Origin of the sequence: Enterobacter sp. SM3 (assembly GCF_009811935.2) — a bacterium.
Lineage (GTDB): Bacteria > Pseudomonadota > Gammaproteobacteria > Enterobacterales > Enterobacteriaceae > Enterobacter > Enterobacter asburiae_D.
This window is the reverse complement of sequence record NZ_CP099971.1, coordinates 1,164,066-1,181,979: the sequence shown is the minus strand read 5'-3', so window position 1 is coordinate 1,181,979 and position 17,914 is coordinate 1,164,066. Positions and strand designations below refer to the sequence as shown.

The 17,914-nt window shown below is 55.6% G+C and carries 16 protein-coding genes and 1 tRNA gene; 7 read left to right on the top strand and 10 right to left on the bottom strand.

The window, feature by feature from the left end:
- Window positions 1-176 precede the first annotated feature (176 nt).
- The 4 genes from GVO84_RS05435 to GVO84_RS05420 all read right to left on the bottom strand — a co-directional run bounded on the left by GVO84_RS05435 (window position 177) and on the right by GVO84_RS05420 (window position 4,363).
- Complete coding sequence (locus tag GVO84_RS05435; RefSeq protein WP_159513594.1) at window positions 177-1,199, bottom strand: ABC transporter ATP-binding protein; 1,023 nt, start codon at window positions 1,197-1,199, stop codon at window positions 177-179.
- 1 nt (window position 1,200) lies between these two features.
- Entirely contained in the window at window positions 1,201-2,775 is a 1,575-nt protein-coding gene (locus tag GVO84_RS05430) for an ABC transporter permease (protein WP_201283055.1), read from the bottom strand.
- Window positions 2,776-2,799: 24 nt separating this feature from the next.
- The gene (locus tag GVO84_RS05425) at window positions 2,800-3,816 is read right to left on the bottom strand and encodes an iron ABC transporter substrate-binding protein (protein WP_121425543.1); all 1,017 of its coding nucleotides are present in this window, start codon (window positions 3,814-3,816) and stop codon (window positions 2,800-2,802) included.
- Window positions 3,817-4,286: 470 nt separating this feature from the next.
- Window positions 4,287-4,363, bottom strand: a tRNA-Arg gene (locus GVO84_RS05420).
- A 278-nt stretch (window positions 4,364-4,641) separates the two neighbouring features.
- On the opposite strand from GVO84_RS05420, the gene GVO84_RS05415 reads away from it, so the two are divergent.
- The 3 genes from GVO84_RS05415 (at window position 4,642) to fimZ (ending at window position 7,526) form a co-directional block, all read left to right on the top strand.
- The gene (locus GVO84_RS05415; protein WP_121425544.1) at window positions 4,642-5,340 is read left to right on the top strand and encodes an EAL domain-containing protein; all 699 of its coding nucleotides are present in this window, start codon (window positions 4,642-4,644) and stop codon (window positions 5,338-5,340) included.
- 24 nt (window positions 5,341-5,364) lie between these two features.
- On the top strand, window positions 5,365-6,081 hold the full coding sequence (locus GVO84_RS05410) for a helix-turn-helix transcriptional regulator (RefSeq protein ID WP_121425545.1): 717 nt from the start codon (window positions 5,365-5,367) through the stop codon (window positions 6,079-6,081).
- A gap of 812 nt (window positions 6,082-6,893) precedes the next feature.
- On the top strand, window positions 6,894-7,526 hold the full coding sequence (fimZ, locus tag GVO84_RS05405; protein WP_023334775.1) for a fimbria biosynthesis transcriptional regulator FimZ: 633 nt from the start codon (window positions 6,894-6,896) through the stop codon (window positions 7,524-7,526).
- A gap of 51 nt (window positions 7,527-7,577) precedes the next feature.
- Here fimZ and sfmF read toward each other — a convergent pair whose 3' ends face one another.
- The 6 genes from sfmF to fimA form a co-directional block, all read right to left on the bottom strand.
- Window positions 7,578-8,099, bottom strand: a complete 522-nt coding sequence (gene sfmF / locus GVO84_RS05400; RefSeq protein WP_121425546.1) for a fimbria assembly protein — start codon at window positions 8,097-8,099, stop codon at window positions 7,578-7,580.
- A 9-nt stretch (window positions 8,100-8,108) separates the two neighbouring features.
- The gene (gene fimH, locus GVO84_RS05395) at window positions 8,109-9,116 is read right to left on the bottom strand and encodes a type 1 fimbria D-mannose specific adhesin FimH (RefSeq protein ID WP_121425547.1); all 1,008 of its coding nucleotides are present in this window, start codon (window positions 9,114-9,116) and stop codon (window positions 8,109-8,111) included.
- Complete coding sequence (locus GVO84_RS05390) at window positions 9,109-11,670, bottom strand: fimbrial biogenesis usher protein (protein WP_159513593.1); 2,562 nt, start codon at window positions 11,668-11,670, stop codon at window positions 9,109-9,111. Before GVO84_RS05390 ends, fimH begins: the two co-directional genes overlap by 8 nt.
- A gap of 14 nt (window positions 11,671-11,684) precedes the next feature.
- On the bottom strand, window positions 11,685-12,377 hold the full coding sequence (fimC, locus tag GVO84_RS05385) for a type 1 fimbria chaperone FimC (RefSeq protein WP_121425549.1): 693 nt from the start codon (window positions 12,375-12,377) through the stop codon (window positions 11,685-11,687).
- 34 nt (window positions 12,378-12,411) lie between these two features.
- A complete protein-coding gene (gene fimI / locus GVO84_RS05380) occupies window positions 12,412-12,957 on the bottom strand; it encodes a type 1 fimbrial protein subunit FimI (protein WP_024906881.1) in 546 nt (181 codons plus the stop codon).
- A 68-nt stretch (window positions 12,958-13,025) separates the two neighbouring features.
- Window positions 13,026-13,589 carry a type 1 fimbrial major subunit FimA gene (gene fimA, locus GVO84_RS05375; RefSeq protein WP_023310641.1) on the bottom strand — a complete coding sequence of 188 codons (564 nt, stop codon included), beginning with the start codon at window positions 13,587-13,589 and terminating at the stop codon, window positions 13,026-13,028.
- Window positions 13,590-13,899: 310 nt separating this feature from the next.
- On the opposite strand from fimA, the gene folD reads away from it, so the two are divergent.
- The 4 genes from folD to malI all read left to right on the top strand — a co-directional run bounded on the left by folD (window position 13,900) and on the right by malI (window position 17,863).
- Window positions 13,900-14,766, top strand: coding sequence for a bifunctional methylenetetrahydrofolate dehydrogenase/methenyltetrahydrofolate cyclohydrolase FolD (folD, locus tag GVO84_RS05370; RefSeq protein WP_008499332.1), 867 nt, complete (start codon window positions 13,900-13,902; stop codon window positions 14,764-14,766).
- A 1-nt stretch (window position 14,767) separates the two neighbouring features.
- Complete coding sequence (ybcJ, locus tag GVO84_RS05365; RefSeq protein WP_023334767.1) at window positions 14,768-14,980, top strand: ribosome-associated protein YbcJ; 213 nt, start codon at window positions 14,768-14,770, stop codon at window positions 14,978-14,980.
- A gap of 283 nt (window positions 14,981-15,263) precedes the next feature.
- Window positions 15,264-16,763: a PTS transporter subunit EIIC gene (locus tag GVO84_RS05360; RefSeq protein ID WP_121425550.1), complete on the top strand. Its 1,500-nt coding sequence runs from the start codon at window positions 15,264-15,266 to the stop codon at window positions 16,761-16,763.
- Between the two features lie 83 nt (window positions 16,764-16,846).
- The gene (gene malI, locus GVO84_RS05355) at window positions 16,847-17,863 is read left to right on the top strand and encodes a Mal regulon transcriptional regulator MalI (RefSeq protein ID WP_121425551.1); all 1,017 of its coding nucleotides are present in this window, start codon (window positions 16,847-16,849) and stop codon (window positions 17,861-17,863) included.
- The last annotated feature ends 51 nt before the right edge of the window (window positions 17,864-17,914 follow it).

The following is a 17,914-nucleotide window of genomic DNA, read 5'->3' as shown; positions in this document are numbered from 1 at the left end:
AACTCATTTTAAAGTGCGCGCAAAAATGACCCGTTGTCGGGCCTTAGAATGTATTGGGTGCAATGCAAATGAGAACTATACGCATTATCTATGTGTTAGCAAGTGTAACCGCGTACATAAGGGGGCGTGACGGGAAAAAAAGGGGGAACAACCGCCCCGCTGCGGGGCGGTGACTATCACAAAACGCGCGCGATACCTGCAACATCAATACGCACCGCCGTGCCCGGGTTCCAGCCAGGCTGACTGACGGTCTTGAGGATAACGGGCTGCGCATACCCAGCTAACCCAAGGGTGAGGGTCGACAGCTGGCCGGTGAAGTCCACATCAAGAATTGAGATCGGGCTTTCATGCGCTGCACATGCCGTCACGCGTAATTGTTCAGGGCGCATCATTACCCTGCCCTCTCCTGTCGCCTGCGCGTTGTCCGTCGGCACTTCGCCCAGCGCGCACACCGCATACCCGGCAGCGAGCCGAGCAGGCAGGATCACGGCATCACCCAGAAACAGCGCCGTCTCTTCGTCAACGGGACGGGTGTAGACGTCATAAGGCGTGCCAACCTGTGTGAAGCGCCCGGCACGCATCACGGCAACCTGCGTGGCAAAGGACAACGCTTCGTTCTGATCGTGGGTGACCAGAATAGAGGCCACGCCCGCTTCGGCCAGCAGATCGGCCGTTGCCTTACGCGTCATGGCGCGCAGGCCGGTGTCCAGCGCCGAGAACGGTTCATCCAACAGCATCAGGGAAGGACGCTGGGCCAGCGCGCGGGCAAGCGCCACGCGCTGCTGCTGTCCGCCGGAAATCTCGTGGGGCCAGTGCGTTGCGAGCTGCCTGTCCAGAGAAACCATCTCCATCAGAGCCTCAACGCGCTGGCGCTTCTCGTGGCGGGTGCCGTCCAGCCCCCAGGCGATGTTGTCTGCCACGTTGAGGTGCGGGAACAGCGCGCCCTCCTGAGGCACGAAACCGATTCGGCGCAGGTGGGCGGGAACAAAACTGTTTTCATCAAACAGCGCTCTCCCCTGCATGACAATGCGCCCGGTGTCAGGCGTTTCGAACCCGGCAAGAATACGCAGCAGCGTGGTTTTCCCCGACCCGGACGGCCCGACAATCGCCGTCCTGCTGCCCGGCGCAACGCTCAGGTTTAAGCTGTCGAGCACCTGCACATCAGAAAACGATTTAGAAATGGCGGTTAATTCAAGCATGTCATAGCCCTGCAATTTTTTTCGACTGCATATAGAGAATGGCGGTCAGCGGGAGTGAAATCAGGATCATCAGCATCGCGTAAGGCGCGGCGGCCACATAGTCAATCTCGCTGGTCAGCGCCCAGAATCCGGTGGAAAGCGTGCGCGTGCCCAGCGGAGAGAGCAGCAGCGTGGCGGTCAACTCGTTGCTGACGCCGAGGAAAACCAGCGCGGCACCCGCTGCCGCACCCGGCGCGGCCAGCCGCATCGTGACGCTCCATAGCGCCTTCGCGGGCGTGCTGCCCAGGCTGCGCGCCACGTTTTCCAACTCGACCGGCGCCTGCGCAATCCCCGCCCGCAGGTTGATGAGCGCGCGGGGCATAAACATCAGCAGGTAGGCCAGGAACAGGGTGATTTCCGTCTGGTAAATGGGGCGGGCGTAATGAATGGTGACGGTGACCAGCGCCAGGGCCGTGACGATTCCCGGCAGTGAACTGGTGATATAGATGCACCCTTCCAGCATCCGGAAGATACGGTGCGGATAGCGGATACCGAGCCACGCGATGGGGATCACGCACGCCGTCGTCAGGAGCGCACCGCCCACGCCGAGCATCAGCGTCTGGCGAAGGGAGTGCCAGAGATCGGGACTCATCCAGTTTTGCACGCCGCCGAGCCAAATCCAGCGGCACAGAACAATTAGCGGCACGCCCAGCGCCAGCGCGATCAGCACGATGAAAAACAGCTGCCCCAGCGCGGCGGCCGCAGGCTTCAGCGGCCAGCGTTTTTGTTCACGTGCGGCCCCGGCGCCAATGCGCGCGTAGCGTGCTTTGCCGCGGGTTACGCCTTCCAGCATCAGGATAGCCAGACAGCACAAGGCCAGCACGCCCGCCAGCATGTTTGCCGCCGGGCCGCTGAAGGTAGACTGGAACTGGTCATAAATTGCCGTGGTGAAGGTATCAAAGCGGATCATCACGTACAGGCCATATTCCGCCAGCAGGTGCAGCGCCACCAGCAGCGCGCCGCCGCAGATAGCCAGCTTGAGCTGGGGCAGCACCACGCGGAAAAAGACCCGCCACGGCGGCGTACCCAGCGAAGCGGCGACATCTTCAAGCGTCGGGTCAAGACGACGCAGCACCGCCGCAACCGGCATATAGATAAACGGATAGTAGGCAAGAACGGAGAGGAACACGCCCGCGGAGAGCCCGTGCATGGACGGGACAACGCTCACCCAGGCATAGCTTTGCACAAACGCGGGGATTGCCAGCGGGGCGACCGCCAGCGCAGACCAGATCCCCCGCCCGGCAAGCTGCGTGCGCTCTGTGAGCCAGGCGATTGCCACGCCCGTCACGATACACAGCGGAACCGCTAAAGCCGTCAGCCACAGCGTGTTGCTGAGCAGCTCAGCCACGCGCGGGCGAAACACCAGCGCCTTAATGGTTTCCCAGCCGGTCTCAATGCCAATGGCAATGATAAAACCCAAAGGCAGAAGCGCCATTAATGAAAACAATACAGCTAACGCAACCATCGGCAGTGCAGGACGCCTGCGGGCAGGCTCCTGCACTCTGTTTTTTCCGATGTCGAGACTCAGACCAGACATAAGGCGTTCACTTCACTCTCAGAATCACAGCAGACCGGCTTGCGTCATCAGCTCGATAACTTTTTTACTGTTGAGCGTTGAAGGTTCAACTTTCGGCGCATCAAGATCTTTCAGCGGAACCAGTTTCGGGTTTGAGGCCGCGTTCACGCCCACCGCATACTCAAAGGCGTTGTTGGTACGCAGGCTTTCCTGACCTTCTTTACCGGTAATGTATTTGATGAAGGCCTGCGCCTGCGCTTTGTGCTTGCTGGATGCCAGCACGCCGCCGCCAGAGAGGCTTACGAACGCGCCCGGATCCTGGTGTTTGAAGTAGTAGAGCTGGGTGTTTTTGCTGTTTTCACCGGTTTTGGACTGATCGACAAAGCGGTAGTAGTGATAAATCACGCCGCCATCAATCTGACCGGCATTGACCGCTTTCATCACGGTGCTATTGCCTTTATAGGCAACGAAATTGGCTTTCATTGCCTTTAGCCATTCCAGGGTGGCCTTCTCGCCTTTCAGAGCCAGCATCGCGCTCACGATGGCCTGGAAATCCGCGCCTGACGGGGATGCCGCCCAGCGGCCTTTCCACTCGGGTTTTGCCAGATCCATCAGCGATTTAGGCAGCTGCTGTTCGTTCAGCTTCGCCGGGTTATACACAAACACCGTGCTGCGGGCGGCAATGCCGATCCAGCGGCCGTGCGCCGGACGATATTCTGCCGGTACCTGCTTCAGGGTATCTGCATCCAGCGGCGCAAACAGGTTTGCATTATCCACCAGCACCATTGACGGTGAGTTTTCCGTCAGGAACACGTCGGCCGGAGACGCGCTGCCTTCCTGAACCAACTGGTTACCCAGCTCGCTGTCATCACCATTACGCAGAGTGACTTTAATGCCGGTTTCTTTGGTAAAACCGTCAACCCACGACTTCACCAGGTTTTCGTGCTGCGCGTTATAAACAACGATACCTTCGTTGTTATCGGCGGCAACCGCTTGTGTGGAAAGGAAAAGGGATGAAGACAACAAGGCAAGCGAGAAGCAGGACAGCAGGCGAGAATTCATGAACATATCCTTTATAGACCAACGGGATTAACGACTCATAGCTTTGTGGGACAGGATTAAAGCATACAACAACGCTAATGATAATTAGTATCAATCCAGTTTACGCGTAAAAGTGTAAAATTTCATTTTCGTTGGGTTTGAAGTGATAAAAATCCAGATTTAAAAAACGGATTAATTAAAGATTAAGAAAACCTTAGGCTTCGTGATAACGGCTTTTAATTAGGCTTCTATTTATTACGCGGTTATTTATCTGTTCAGGGAAGAATAATGAAACGGATGACAAACTCTGCCATTAATAATATAAGCGCCTTTCTTGCCGGGTGGCGCTGCGCTTACCCGGCCTACATTTCTCACCGTTGCAGGCCCATGCAAGCGTAGTAACGCCATACGAAATGCATAAAATGCGCGTTGTCTGCAATAACGTTCGAAGAGAGTAAGGAGAGGGAGAGAATTCAGTACCTGAGACTAAATGGCACGCCCTGTAGGATTCGAACCTACGACCTACGGCTTAGAAGGCCGTTGCTCTATCCAACTGAGCTAAGGGCGCACTGAGAAGCGTGAACTTCGCGGTGGTGAAACGCGAAGAATTATACGGTCAATGGCAGGTGAGTCAATGCCTTTTCCGTTTTCCACGGCAATTACCGCTAGCCGGTTGTAAATACGGCTATTTTCTCAACATTCACCCCTGTTTCACCGTAAAATTTAGCGCTGCGAAAAGGCTTAGTTGCATTTAAGTAACGCCTGCTGTTTTCCTGAACGTCAGCTCGTCACACTAGAGCCAGGTATCCCGGCCGCCTGGAGGCTGACAGACAACAGGACAATGGAGTGACAGCGCAAAACCCGATCGATACGCCCCCCCGGTTACAGTACATTTCTCAGGACATCGTCGGCATTAAGCTTGAGCCCATCGTCGCCCTTTCCTCCTTGCGCCAGGTTGGCGTGGAGGTACTTAGCGTTCTGTCCGACAGGCGGCACAGCGAGGACTTTTTTTGCGAGCGGTCCGCTGACTGGTCGATAACGCTGCTTGAAGCACAGCTTGCCGCGTTAAAAAAACCGCCGCACGGTCATAACCTTTTTATTAATCTGCCGATAACCGTCCTGACAGAGCCTGCGTCTTTTCATCGACTTATCCGGTTGCCTGACGTGCCGCTCAATATTGAGATTGTCGACCTCGCGTCCTTTTTAGCGCTGCCCGTCGCGCAAAAGCAGCATGTGGTTCAGAATCTGCAGCAGCTTCGCAGACAGGGACACGCTATCTGGCTGGATGACGTGGATGATGTCTTAGTGCAGTCGTTTTTATCCTGCCGACTCCCGTTAAGCGGCATCAAAATAGATAAGGAAGCATTCTGGCGTTTACGCGACACCCCTGCGCTGAGGCAACTGGTTTCCCTTTGCTTTCAGCTGGCCGGGAAAGTGCTTATCGAAGGTATTGAGACTGAACGCGATCGTACCTGGGCACTGCAGGCAGGCGCAGATCTCGGCCAGGGGTATTACTGGCCGTCCTGGACATGGCCGGAGGATTAAAAAGCCATTTCCAGGAGGGAGACCATGCGAATGACAGTGCGCCGTTACCGGCGGCGGCGTACAGGAAGTGATGCACTGGGATTTACGCGCTCACCTTTTGCTCCCCCCTTTTTCGACCGGCTCGAATTTTTGAGCCAGTCCATCAGCCAGCCCCGCAAAACAGACGCCCCGTTTATCCTTCTGGTGACGGAGGATCACTATCTGCGTACCGGTTTTCTCAACGGGCAGTTTCCCCTGAGCAGCTGCTGCGACTACGCCACGCTGGACGATGCCCTTATCGCTCAGACCCAGTGGCCCTCAGCCCGTCTGGTCGTGGATATAGAAAGCAGGTCCACGGGGCTGCTGGAGAGACTGGATCAGCTGAGACGGCATAGCCTGTTTCCTCCGTTCCTGACGCCCTGGCTGTTAGTCCGGGCCGATAATTACGACACCCGCCTCTTCTGCAAAGCGGCAGGTCCCTTTCATGTGCTCGAACGTCAGCTGAACGCCGCCGCGCTCCAGCACAGCCTGCTGGATCCCCTCCCTCCGCCGGGTACCGAGAAAGACTGGTTCTCTCGCAATGAATGGCCCATCCTGCAGGAACTCTCACGGGGCAAGACGCTGCGTCAGATTGCCCTGATGCAGAATCGACCCTATAGCCGCATTATCTATCGTCTCAGCTGCATCCTGCTGAAGCTGGGGCTAAGCCATCGCCAGGAATTGCTGCATCTTCTTAATAACCTCTCAGACTGCACGTTTTAACTCACGTCCTAACCCCTTATTTCCTAAAGCGGTTTAGGAATTTACTTACCAATCGCGTTGCATAAATGTTAATTTTTAACAATAAAATCGAATTTATAACTATTCCTAATTTATGGGCGTAAACCTTGTGAAATGCCATAAATTGAATGAACGGCAGCACTTTCCTCCATCCGTTAAGCGAATGCAGAAGGCGTTAACAAGATGATAATGATGTAAAAACAAGCAGCTTAGCGACAACTGCCAGGAGTAAAAAGCGAAGCGGGTAGCATGTTCTCCTGTACGACAGACGCCGTTATCCGGATCAGAGTTAGCACTTTCAGATGAAGGTTTGACGGCCTGCGAGGGCAATTTTTAACCTCACTTTTGTAGGTTAGACCCCTTAAAAGAGGTGTATTTTTGTTAACAATTAATCAACATACAGAGATATCTGTTATTTTTTGTTATTACATAAAGATGAAAATATGCGGTAAATGAGATAATAGGATATTTCCGCTAATTTTAAAAAAATAGCGATTCAGATCCAGAAGATAATACAAACTAATACCCTCATATTAATTTACAGGGTTTTCGGAAAAAACTTACCCTGTATAATAAGATGCGTATCAAATATGAATAAGAAAAACCTTTTTGCCAACACCAGCCTAATGAGATGACCGCGCTGAGGCATAGTTCTTTTCATTACGTAAACAAGGATGCTTTCGCTCTTTCCAGGGAAATACTACGGTATAGGGATCTGCACTTTATATCCTTCCGGCATTTCGAGAGTTTTACCAAACTCTGCATAACGCTTTTAACAATCTGAGGCATTAAAAATGAAACCGGCATCCGTTATCATTATGGACGAACATCCTATCGTCAGAATGTCGATAGAAGTCCTGCTACAGAAAAATAAGAATATCATAGTCAAGCTCAAGTCTGGCGATAGCCATGAAGTCCTTGACTGTATCCGCAATCACCCTATCGATCTGGTGATCCTTGACATTGAACTCACGGGCACGGATGCTTTCGCTTTACTTAAGAGAATCAGAAACTTAAACAAAGATATTAAGGTTCTGTTCCTCTCGTCTAAATCAGAGTTATTTTACGCGGGTCGCGCTATTCGCGCCGGGGCAAATGGCTTCGTCAGTAAACGAAAAGATTTAGGGGAGATCTACAACGCCGTAGAAATGATCCTGATGGGCTATTCTTTTTTCCCATCGGAAACGCTGAACTTTATAAACCATTTGGGTTCAGGGAAAGGGATGGCAGTGGATATGCCATTATCGAATCGCGAGGTTACGGTATTACGGTATCTGGCAAATGGATTATCCAACAAGGAAATTGCTGAACAGCTGCTATTAAGCAACAAGACCATTAGCGCGCATAAATCCAATATTTATTCCAAGCTGGGCGTGCAAAGCATCGTGGAATTAATTGATTACGCCAAAGCTCACGAACTGCTATAACCTGAATTCACTCCCTGCAGTTTATCTGAGCTGCAGGGAGTGCGGTCAGTGCTAATTATAGTTAATCATGAAGGTGGCATCCGCATCGGCACGGCCGGGCTGAGGGTTATCGGCAGTGGCAATATAATTGGCATAAAACGACAGAATCGCATTCCCCTGCGCATCAACCGAGACCGGCTGGCTGGCCTGCTGTAGAGCCAGACGCGTTTTATCCGCATCCCTGATCTCGACGGCGACGTGAGTTGCTGTACTGGCGTCATTCAGCGCCAGCAAGCCGCTATTGCTCCCGTCGGCTTTCCCCGAAAACGTAATGGACGCCGCGCCCGGCGGACAGCCGGTCAGCTTCAGCGTAAACGGCATGGGCTGAGTGCGGCTCCCGGTGGTGCTGAGCTGTTTCGTGGGCCAGGTGCCAAGAGGGACGGTCTTGTCGCTGTCGCTGCCCTCGGCAACGCAGGTAAAATCGACGATATTCCCGTAGAGCCGAATGTTAATCTCGCCCAACGCGGTGTCCGCCTGAGCCTGCGTGCAAAGCGCAAGGAGCGCCACGGTGATTAAACGGATCCCGTTTCGCATATTGGCTCCTTAGTCGTAATCCACGCGCAGATACCCGCGCGAGGTGAAGCGCCCTTCCGCTGGCTTATTGCCCGTCACGCTTACCGGCCAGACGCGGATCCCCACCTGCGCCTGCGCGCTGTCGTCGAGGCGGAACGGAATTTTGCTCGTCAGGTTGTTGGGCGTGAGCGGCGCCCCGCTCTCGTTGGCAATGATGAACCCCACGTCCGGGTTATCCGACACCAGCACATTATCAGAGACTTTTTCCGCCTCGACGCGCATCGTCAGCATGGCGTTCGCCTCCACGTTGGTGCATTTGATCGCAATGGTTTTGCTTTGCGATGAGACTCCCTCCGGCTTGTTACCCACGCCCGCCTTGCTGAACAAGGAGGCGCCAATGTCGCCGAAATCAAACTCCACCACGTTACCGGCATTAATGGCGCAGCTTTGCGGCACCTGGATGGTTCCGCTGTAGCTGATGGTATAAACCGGCGTGGTTAACGGATCGGATGAAGTTGTGGTGACGTAGACGCGGAACATGGTGGCACGCGGGATCACCACCATGTTGATAAAACGCCGGGTCACCTTAAGACGGAAGACAAGGCTGGAGTCCTGAACGCCAAACGGTTTGTTTTTGGAGACGTTAGGATGGCTCCCCATCTGGATATAGCTTTTTGGCGGGTAAAACACGCCAGCATAGCTGTCCGTGATTTTCATCGCCCCATCCAGATAGTCGTTAAGCTTCAGATATTGATAGCCATCGCTCGTTCCCGTTACCGGATAGTCGGTCACATAGCTACGCTTGGTGGTATTCCCGACGGTGCCCTTCGGGCAAACGGCATTCACCCCTACCCACTGCGATTTCTCGCTGAGCGTCACGACCTGCCCAATCTGGTTATTCGAGCTGTTGAATTTATCCGTCAGGTCGTAATGCACCTCCGTCGGCACGCCTTTTTCATTGACGCACACGGTCGCCAGTGCGTTGGTCGCGGGCAGTAACGCCAGCAGCGACAGGGCAAAGATTTGGGTTTTAATCACAGCCGATCCCCTTAAGTGTGATTGCCTGTTGCAGGCTCTGTTCAGACAAGCTGTAAGGTGCGCGACACTGGGACTGCGCCCCGTCGCCCCACTGGATCAGCAGTTCACCTTCCAGCGGCAGCCCACTCAGGTATATTTGTCCGTCATCCCCCACCATGCTGGTGACGCCGCTTTTGGTCTCACGGACCACCGCGCCGAACGGCACCGGCTGGTTGCCGCGCATCACCGTCAGCAGGGCGCGCACGCCAATGCGGGTATCGAAGCTGGCGCGCACCAGCGCGCCTTTGGTCGGCACCACGCTGCTCACGTTGTTTTCGATATCGGTGTTGTTGCTCATGGTGTTGGTATCCAGCGCCACGCGGTTGTAGCGGTAGACGGTGGCATACGGCATCACCGCGTAGCCTCGCCAGTCGGTTTTCACCCCTGTCTGGTTTTCAATACTGACGCCCGATGCTCCCGGCGCTTTGATCAGCACGTTGGTGTCGCCCAGCGGCTGGCTGAAGGTCACGCCGTCGGCGTGGCCGACCACCCCGCCGGAGAGCTGCCAGTTGAGATCGTGCTGGTCGCGGGAGTAGTTGTAGCCCACGCCCAGCGTGCCGTAGGTCGCCTGCCAGTTGGCGCTGGCGCTTCCGCTTGAGCCGTTGGTGCTGGCGTGTCCCTGGGTCACGCTGTAGTTCAGGTTGCGGTCTTCCAGCAGCGTTCCGCTGACGCCGGTTTGCCAGCTTGTGTCGCCATCGCTGTTTCGACTGGCAGATGCCGTAGCGTAGGCGCGGTCAATCGCGCTGTCCCGGCGATAGCCCTGACGGGTAAAGAGGCTGAACGGCACGGAGACGTTAAACGACGCGATCCGGTCGGTGCCGTCTATCCCAACGGATTTGTTCCACGACCACGAGACGGAGTAGTTGATCCCCTTCACGCCTCCCGCATAGCCCAGCTGGTACCAGAGGTTCGTCTCGTCCGTTCCCCAGTAGGTCTGCTCGCTACCGGAGATATAGACCGAGCCATAGTCCCCCAGCGACTGAGAGACGTTGAGCTGGAAGCGGCCTTTTTTATTCCACGTCAGGTTGTGATAGCTCTGCACGTCCGGCACATCGTTATCGTTCTGGCTATCGGCATACTGATAGCCCTCCATTGAGCGCCAGGCCACATCGTCGAGGGTGTAAAACCCTTTTGTGGAGTAGCGATAGCCCAGCAGCTGGAAGTTGGTGCCGAAGCCGTTAAGGGATTTTGCGTAGAGGAAGCGCAGAGACTGCCCTTCATGCTTGCTGTCGTCCGCGAGCTGGCTGCGGGCGTGGGTGATATCGAGCGAGACCGCGCCCCAGTCACCCAGGTTTTTCCCGGCCCCGACGGCCACCGCTGTATAGCGTGACGCCAGCTGCGTGCCGCCGTAGAGCGTGTAGCCGTTGGCAAGACCGGTAACCAGGGTGCCCTGGGTGAAGAACGGCGTATCCTGATCGCTGTTCCCGCTGCGGTAATCCCCCGCGACGAGGTCGTACTTCCAGCGCCCTTCACGCTGCAGGAGCGGCACGGTGGAGTACGGCACGGTATAACGCTGCTGGGTGCCGTCTTTCTCTTCGACCGTGACTTCCAGGTCACCGCTTGAGGAGGTCGGGTTAAGATCGGTAATGGCAAATGCGCCCGGCTGGACGTAGCTTTGATAGATAACGTAGCCATTCTGGCGAACCACCACTTTGGCGGGCGTACGGGCGATCCCGCGCACGGTCGGTGCGTAGCCCTGCAGGCTGTCCGGGTACATGCTGTCAGACGAGAAGAGCCGCCCGCCGCGAAAACCCATGCTGTCGAAAACGTCATTCCCGGTATTGCTGTCGCCCAGCACCAGTTCGCTTTTAAGCGGGATAACGGTGCGCTGCGCCCAAGTGCCAATATTCTGCCACTCGCTGTGCCGCTGCCCGTTATTCTGCGTGTACCGCCATGCGCCGTTGTTACGTAAACGCCAGGCGCCATAGTTCAACCCGCTCTGCAGGTTGAGGTAATAGCTGTCGTCTTCGCTTCCCCGGTTACCGGTGAAGCTGTAGTTCACCAGCGCGGCGGGAATGCCTTCATCCCACTGTTCGGGCGGAATATAGCCCCGGGCGCTGTTTTGCAACGCCACCTGCGGCAGGCTGACGTCCAGACGCTGGGAGGCAAAGTTGAATACCGTTTCGCTGCCGGGTATGGCCGTGGTCAACGGAACGCAGGTCTCTCCCTGCACCTTCGCCAGCTCGGGAAACGCCGCGACGTTGACGCCAAAGCGATCGAGCATCGCGCGCGTAATGCAGGCCGACAAACCGCCCGCCACCGGCGGCGTGTTTTCGGCCTGCTCAAAACGCACGTCCTGGGTACCGATAAACTCATCGTTACGCCAGATATCCACGCGATAAACGCCGGGTGCCTGCTGGTGTCCTTGTTCAAAACGCGACAAATCCGCCACGCTGGCGGCGTCGTCGGACAAGAAGGCCGGGTTGAAATAACTTTCGCTCCAGCCAGCCTGCGGCCAGAGCGCAGCCATCAGCGCCAGTGCAACCGGGCAGTAACGTCTCTGGTGGTTTTTCATCGCCCTGACTCTGCTCACAGGTTGACGCTACGCGCCGGAGTAATGGCACCGTAGTCATTCACGCTCTGCCAGGAAAGCGTACCGCTGGCACCGGCTGGCAGCACCTGCTGAGCCGAGCTTTTCGGCGCAACCATCAGGTTATCCAGCTGCTGCCCGCCTAGCTTCAGATTGACGAGGGTGATGTAATACGGAGAAGCGTTGCTGACTTTGAGATGGGTGCCCGCGCGCTCAAACCGCAGCTGGGAAAGCGCCTCTTCAGGCTGCATCGCCAGGTTGTTCGGGCGCACAAACAGCTTGATGCGCGAGAGGATCGCCAGCTGCAGCACGTTATTGTTTTCCGTTTTCGCTTTGTTCACCGACGGGATCGCCTTCACGTTCATGTAAAAGAGCGATTCGCGATCGGCAGGCAGCGCCGGCCCGGCGTAAATAATACGCAGCGTGTTTTCACTGTTCGGCTCGCTAACAAACAGGGGCGGGGTAACGGCAAAGGTTTTTTCTTTTTGCCCGCTCGCATTCTCGATCCACGCGTTAATTAAATAACGTTCCTGTTTATTGCTGTTGGTGATCGCTAGCGACGTTTGCTTCGCCTCTGCCGGATAAATAACGCGCGTGGCCCCCAGCGCAATACCGCCGGAAGCATTTGCGCAGGCAGAAACCATCATCAAAATAAACGATAAAAAAAGTCCTGGTTTAATTAGGGTATTCATCACAACCGTACCTTTAATAATGTGTTCGCAGGTGTTATGGATAAATCAACGTAAACCAGACATCCGACTGAATTTTGCCTGGCTCGAGGTGTTCGGAAATAGCCCGATAGCGGGCGCTAAAATGGAACGCGAGCTCGCGGGTCTCGATCGGTAGCCAGCTGACGGCCGTGGCGTTTGGGATAATCTGACGCTGCTGTTCGTCAAAGAGCGCCAGCCCCACGCCGCTGCTGACAGGCGTTTCACCCGGCCGCGATGTCGCCAGAAAAACCTGCGGATCTTCTGCGGGCGTCACGCCCTGAAACTGGATCCCCACGGTGCGCGAAACATCAACGCTGCAGTCCAGCAGCCGCACGGTGAAAGGCACATTCACCGTGGAAAAACTGCCCACACCGGAAAATGAATTGGTTCGGTACTGCCCCATGTCGATGCGCATATTCTGGCTGTCGGGCGCCACGGCGCAGCCGCCGTTCACCAGTTCACCACGGAGATGAACCTTGCCACCTTCAATCACCACGGTATGCGCCGATGCCGGACAAGCCATCGCAAGGGTTAACAGCAGTAGTGTTCCAGTCCTTGTCATCCTTCGTTCCTGGCATTTGCGTATGACGGGCCTCGTCCCTGAGGCCTGAACATCCCTGTGCGGAGGAATTACTCGTATTTCATTACGAAGGTGGCGTCAGCGTTCGCCTGGCCCGGCTCGGTGGTGGCAGCCGTTGATTTATAACGCGCGGTGAACTTCAGGGTGTTGGTCCCTTCGATCAGCGTCTGCGCAGCAGAGAAGGTCGCGCCGTCTGGGGTCAGAACGCTGGATTTGCTGTCGAGGATCTCGATACCCACGCCTTTCGCGGTGTTGTCGTTGTTACCGGAGGTAACGGCCAGCAGGGTTTTGTCGGTTGGGTCGATCTGACCGGTGAACGCAACAGCGGCAGTTTTGGCAACCAGAGGATCGCAATCATTCAGTTCAATGTTGAATGGAATATTGGAGGTGGTGTCGCCCACTTTGGTAAATTTCGCGGTGCGATACTGACCCAGATTAACGGTCTGCTCGGAAGAATCAGTATTTACTGAACAAGCCGCATTAACCAGCTCACCTTTAAAATGTACGGTACCGCCATTTACGGAAACCGGCGCAGCAGGATCTGCTGCATTTGCGGCACCCGCAACCAGGGCCAAAGTTGCAATAACAGTAGAAGCAATGTTGCTGAGTTTCATGTCTATTCCTTTAAAATGTAAATAACCCTTCCCGCGAATAATCGGGAATAAGAAATACGTTCAATTGAGTAATTGAAAGCTTATTTCGGAGGAGACAAAGTAGCTCAGGAAGCGATTTTTAAATATGTCAAAACGCTGCCATTTCGCCAGGTCACATCCTAATCCCGCCTAAGAAATTGACCATCCCCTAAGAAGGGTTTTTGCGTCTTGCTGATAAAAACGCGTAAAGGGTGACTGACAGCGACGCTCGCTTCTGACAAAATACACGCCATCCCCCCTTTCAAACGTTACAGACGGAATCTTCTCTCTGATGGCAGCAAAGATTATTGACGGTAAAACGATTGCGCAGCAGGTGCGCTCTGAGGTCGCTGAAAAAGTGAAGGCGCGTAAAGCTGCCGGAAAGCGCGCCCCCGGGCTGGCCGTTGTGCTGGTTGGCAGCAACCCGGCATCGCAGATTTATGTCGGCAGCAAGCGCAAAGCGTGTGAAGAGGTGGGCTTCGTCTCCCGCTCTTACGATTTGCCGGAAACCACCAGCGAAGCAGAACTGCTGGAACTTATTGACACCCTGAATGCCGATAAAGAAATCGACGGTATTCTGGTTCAGCTGCCGCTGCCGGCGGGTATCGACAACGTGAAGGTGCTGGAGCGTATCGCACCGGATAAAGACGTGGACGGTTTCCATCCGTACAACGTTGGCCGCCTGTGCCAGCGCGCGCCGCGTCTGCGCCCGTGCACGCCGCGCGGGATTGTGACGCTGCTGGAGCGTTATAACATCGACACCTACGGTCTGAACGCCGTGGTTATCGGTGCGTCCAACATCGTGGGCCGCCCGATGAGCATGGAGCTGCTTCTGGCCGGCTGCACCACCACCGTGACCCATCGCTTCACCAAAAACCTGCGTCACCACGTCGAAAATGCCGATCTGCTGATCGTCGCGGTCGGCAAGCCGGGCTTTATTCCGGGCGAGTGGATTAAAGAGGGTGCGATCGTCGTGGACGTCGGGATTAACCGTCTGGAAAACGGCAAAGTGGTCGGCGACGTGGTGTATGAAGATGCCGCGGCTCGCGCCTCTTACATTACCCCAGTACCGGGCGGCGTAGGCCCGATGACCGTTGCAACACTGATTCAGAATACGCTGCAGGCGTGCGAAGAATATCACGACGTAGAGGACGCGTAAGATGGCGACTTTTTCATTAGGAAAACACCCGCACGTTGAGCTGTGCGATCTGCTGAAGCTGGAAGGCTGGAGCGAAAGCGGCGCGCAGGCGAAAATCGTTATCGCCGACGGGCTGGTGAAAGTCGACGGCGTAGTAGAAACGCGCAAGCGCTGCAAGATTGTCGCGGGGCAGACTGTGAGCTTTGAAGGACAGAGCGTAACCGTTACGGCCTGAGCCGTCTGATGCCCGGTGGCGCTGCGCTTACCGGGCCTACGTACTGTCTCCGTTTGTAGGCCGGGTAAGGCGAAGCCGCCACCCGGCAATTTCTCTCACAATCCCCTCACACCCATCGCGGTTATTTATCGATCAACTTCAAATAATCACTATTTCATCTGTTGAAACGTGAAAATTCAGTTGCGCGTTTTTCACTCTTTGCCCACGATAAGTAGAACGTTCTACTAAAACGTTCTACTTACAATAACAGCGCCAAAAAAAGCGCTACTCGGGGGAAATCAGCATGAGTCTGATATCAGGGTTTGTTAAATCGCTGTCAAAGTTATCGATGATTGGTCGCGCCTTAATGCTGCCAATTTCACTGCTTCCCGCTGCGGGCCTGCTGCTGGCCTTCGGCGATAAGTTCCATCTGCCGCTGATGATGAACGCGGGCGGGGTTATCTTTGATAACCTGCCGATGCTGTTTGCCATTGGCTCCGCCGTGGGTCTGGCGTCTGAATCCGGTATTGCGGCGCTGTCTGCGGCCGTTTCGGTGTTTGTCACGAATATCACCATCAGCACCGTGCTGAGCATCACGCCGGAGATGGCCTCCCAGGGCGGGAAATACGCCATGGTGGTCGGTATCCCGACGCTGCAGATGGGCGTCTTCGGCGGCCTGATCTGCGGTATTCTCGCGGCCTGGTGCTATAACCGCTTCCACACCATGCAGCTGCCGGAGTTCCTGGGCTTCTTCTCCGGTAAGCGCTTCGTGGCCATTGCAACGGCGTTCCTCTCGTTCCTGATGGGGCTGCTGCTGCCGTACGTGTGGCAGCATATCCAGGCCGGTATCGACGCGCTCTCCGTGGTGGTTAACGGCGATAATCAGGCGGCGTCGACCTTTATCTTCGGTCTGGTGGAGCGCGCGCTGATCCCGCTCGGCCTGCACCACATCTGGTATCCGTCCTTCTGGTATTCGTTCGGGGATTACACCACCCAGGCAGGCCAGGTGATCCACGGCGACCAGACCATCTGGTTCAAGATGCTGGAAGAAGGGGTGAAATCCTTCAGCAGCGATACCTACCAGAACGCCGGTAAGTTCATGCAGGGTGAATTCCCGCTGATGCTGTTCGCACTGCCCGCAGCGTGCCTGGCGATGTACCACGAAGCGCATACGAAGAATAAGAAAATCGCGGCCGGTATTCTGTTCTCTGCGGCGCTGACCTGCTTCCTGACGGGGATCACCGAACCGGTTGAGTTTACCTTTATCTTCGTGGCGCCAATCCTGTACGTCTTTAACGCCATCATGGCGGGTCTGGCCTACATGACCATGTATCTGCTGCATGCGCATATCGCCAAGTCGTTCTCGGCGGGCTTTATCGACTACCTGTCGTTCGGGATCCTGCCGTCCTTTAACGGCTACCAGACCAACTTCCTGAATGCCATTATCATCGGTATCCCAATGGCGCTGATTTACTACTTTACCTTCCGCTTTGTGATCCGTCGCTTCGACGTGAAGACGCCGGGCCGCACTGAAGTGACCGCCAGTGCGAATGACAAATCCGATTCCGAACTTGCAACCGAAATCATCGGCCTGCTGGGCGGCGCGCAGAACATTGATTCCGTCGGCTCCTGCATCACCCGCCTGCGTCTGGAAGTGGCGAAGAGCGATGCGGTGGACAGAGACGGGCTGAACGGGCTCGGCGCGCGCGGCGTGGTCTTCGTCGGCGACAACGGGATTCAGGTGATTTTCGGTGCCAGAGCACAGTTTATCGCCCAGACCATGTCCACCATGATCGGCAAATAATAAGATGCCTGAACGACACGTCTCCTGTACGCTGGGAGACGTGTTTTATCTGGCTGATAATCGGCAAATTTCAGGGAGCGGTTTTGAAGAAAGTCAGCATTATTGATGTCGCAAAGCACGCGGGCGTGTCGGTCTCAACCGTCTCGCTGGTTTTGCGCCAGAAAGGGAAAATCTCAGAGGCAACGATCGGGAAGGTCAACGCTGCCATCAATACGCTGGGCTATGTTCATAACGTCGCCGCTGCCAACCTCCGCGCTAACACCTCCAATCTTATCGGCCTGATCCTCCGCGACTTCAGCGACAGCTTTTCCATCAAGGTGATGGCGAGCATCGTTCAGGAGCTGGAGAAGCAGGGATATATGGTTTTTCTCGGCCAGCCGCTGAACGATCGGGAACATCTGGAACGAACCCTGCTGTCGTTTAAGCAGCAGGGTGTCGCGGGCGTTATTTATCTCGCGTCTGACACCCGCACCTCTGCTCTGCCGGAGCAGATCCGCCAGTGTCCGCTGCCGCTGGTAGTGGTCTCGCAGTCTCTGCTCGATGAAAAATGCAATCTGGTGATGCGCGACAACCGCCAGGCGGCGAACCTGGCCGCGCGCTATCTTATCGAGCGTGGACACCGCACGATCGCCTATATTGGCGGACGCGAGGGCTGCCTTATCCGCGAGCAGCGCCTGCTCGGTTTTCGCAGCGCCATGACACAGAACGGACTGGTCTGGCGCGATGACTATTCACCGGCCTGCAGCGACGACACGCAGGCCGCCGCGATGGCGACTCGCCAGCTGCTGGAAAAAAATAACGCCATCACTGCCCTGCTCTGCCATTCGCCGGATGCCATGATCGGTTCAATTTCCGGCATTCATCAGGTGGGTCGCACCGTAGGGAAAGATGTGTTTTTAACTCAGCAGGTGGCGCTGATCGGTTTTGAAGATATGCTGCACGTTAACCTCACGTCACCGTCATTTACCTACGTCTCCTCGGCCAGTGACGAAACCGGGCGCCAGGCGGCGGGGCTGATTATCCGCAAGCTGAAAGAGCCTGATCTGCAAACCCAGCGCATTACCCTCTCCGGGCAGCTTATCGCGCGCGAATCGGCGTAAAATCAGAATTTAGCACAGGTTTGTAAAAGCGAATTCGCTGCTATATTTCCA

What these genes read in the sequence shown, in the direction of transcription:
- GVO84_RS05435 (WP_159513594.1), bottom strand. Translation starts at nt 1,199, where the DNA reads ATGCTTGAATTAACCGCCATTTCTAAATCGTTTTCTGATGTGCAGGTG.
- GVO84_RS05430 (WP_201283055.1), bottom strand. Translation starts at nt 2,775, where the DNA reads ATGTCTGGTCTGAGTCTCGACATCGGAAAAAACAGAGTGCAGGAGCCT.
- GVO84_RS05425 (WP_121425543.1), bottom strand. Translation starts at nt 3,816, where the DNA reads ATGAATTCTCGCCTGCTGTCCTGCTTCTCGCTTGCCTTGTTGTCTTCA.
- GVO84_RS05410 (WP_121425545.1), top strand. Translation starts at nt 5,365, where the DNA reads ATGCGAATGACAGTGCGCCGTTACCGGCGGCGGCGTACAGGAAGTGAT.
- fimZ (WP_023334775.1), top strand. Translation starts at nt 6,894, where the DNA reads ATGAAACCGGCATCCGTTATCATTATGGACGAACATCCTATCGTCAGA.
- sfmF (WP_121425546.1), bottom strand. Translation starts at nt 8,099, where the DNA reads ATGCGAAACGGGATCCGTTTAATCACCGTGGCGCTCCTTGCGCTTTGC.
- GVO84_RS05390 (WP_159513593.1), bottom strand. Translation starts at nt 11,670, where the DNA reads ATGAAAAACCACCAGAGACGTTACTGCCCGGTTGCACTGGCGCTGATG.
- fimC (WP_121425549.1), bottom strand. Translation starts at nt 12,377, where the DNA reads ATGAATACCCTAATTAAACCAGGACTTTTTTTATCGTTTATTTTGATG.
- fimI (WP_024906881.1), bottom strand. Translation starts at nt 12,957, where the DNA reads ATGACAAGGACTGGAACACTACTGCTGTTAACCCTTGCGATGGCTTGT.
- fimA (WP_023310641.1), bottom strand. Translation starts at nt 13,589, where the DNA reads ATGAAACTCAGCAACATTGCTTCTACTGTTATTGCAACTTTGGCCCTG.
- folD (WP_008499332.1), top strand. Translation starts at nt 13,900, where the DNA reads ATGGCAGCAAAGATTATTGACGGTAAAACGATTGCGCAGCAGGTGCGC.
- ybcJ (WP_023334767.1), top strand. Translation starts at nt 14,768, where the DNA reads ATGGCGACTTTTTCATTAGGAAAACACCCGCACGTTGAGCTGTGCGAT.
- GVO84_RS05360 (WP_121425550.1), top strand. Translation starts at nt 15,264, where the DNA reads ATGAGTCTGATATCAGGGTTTGTTAAATCGCTGTCAAAGTTATCGATG.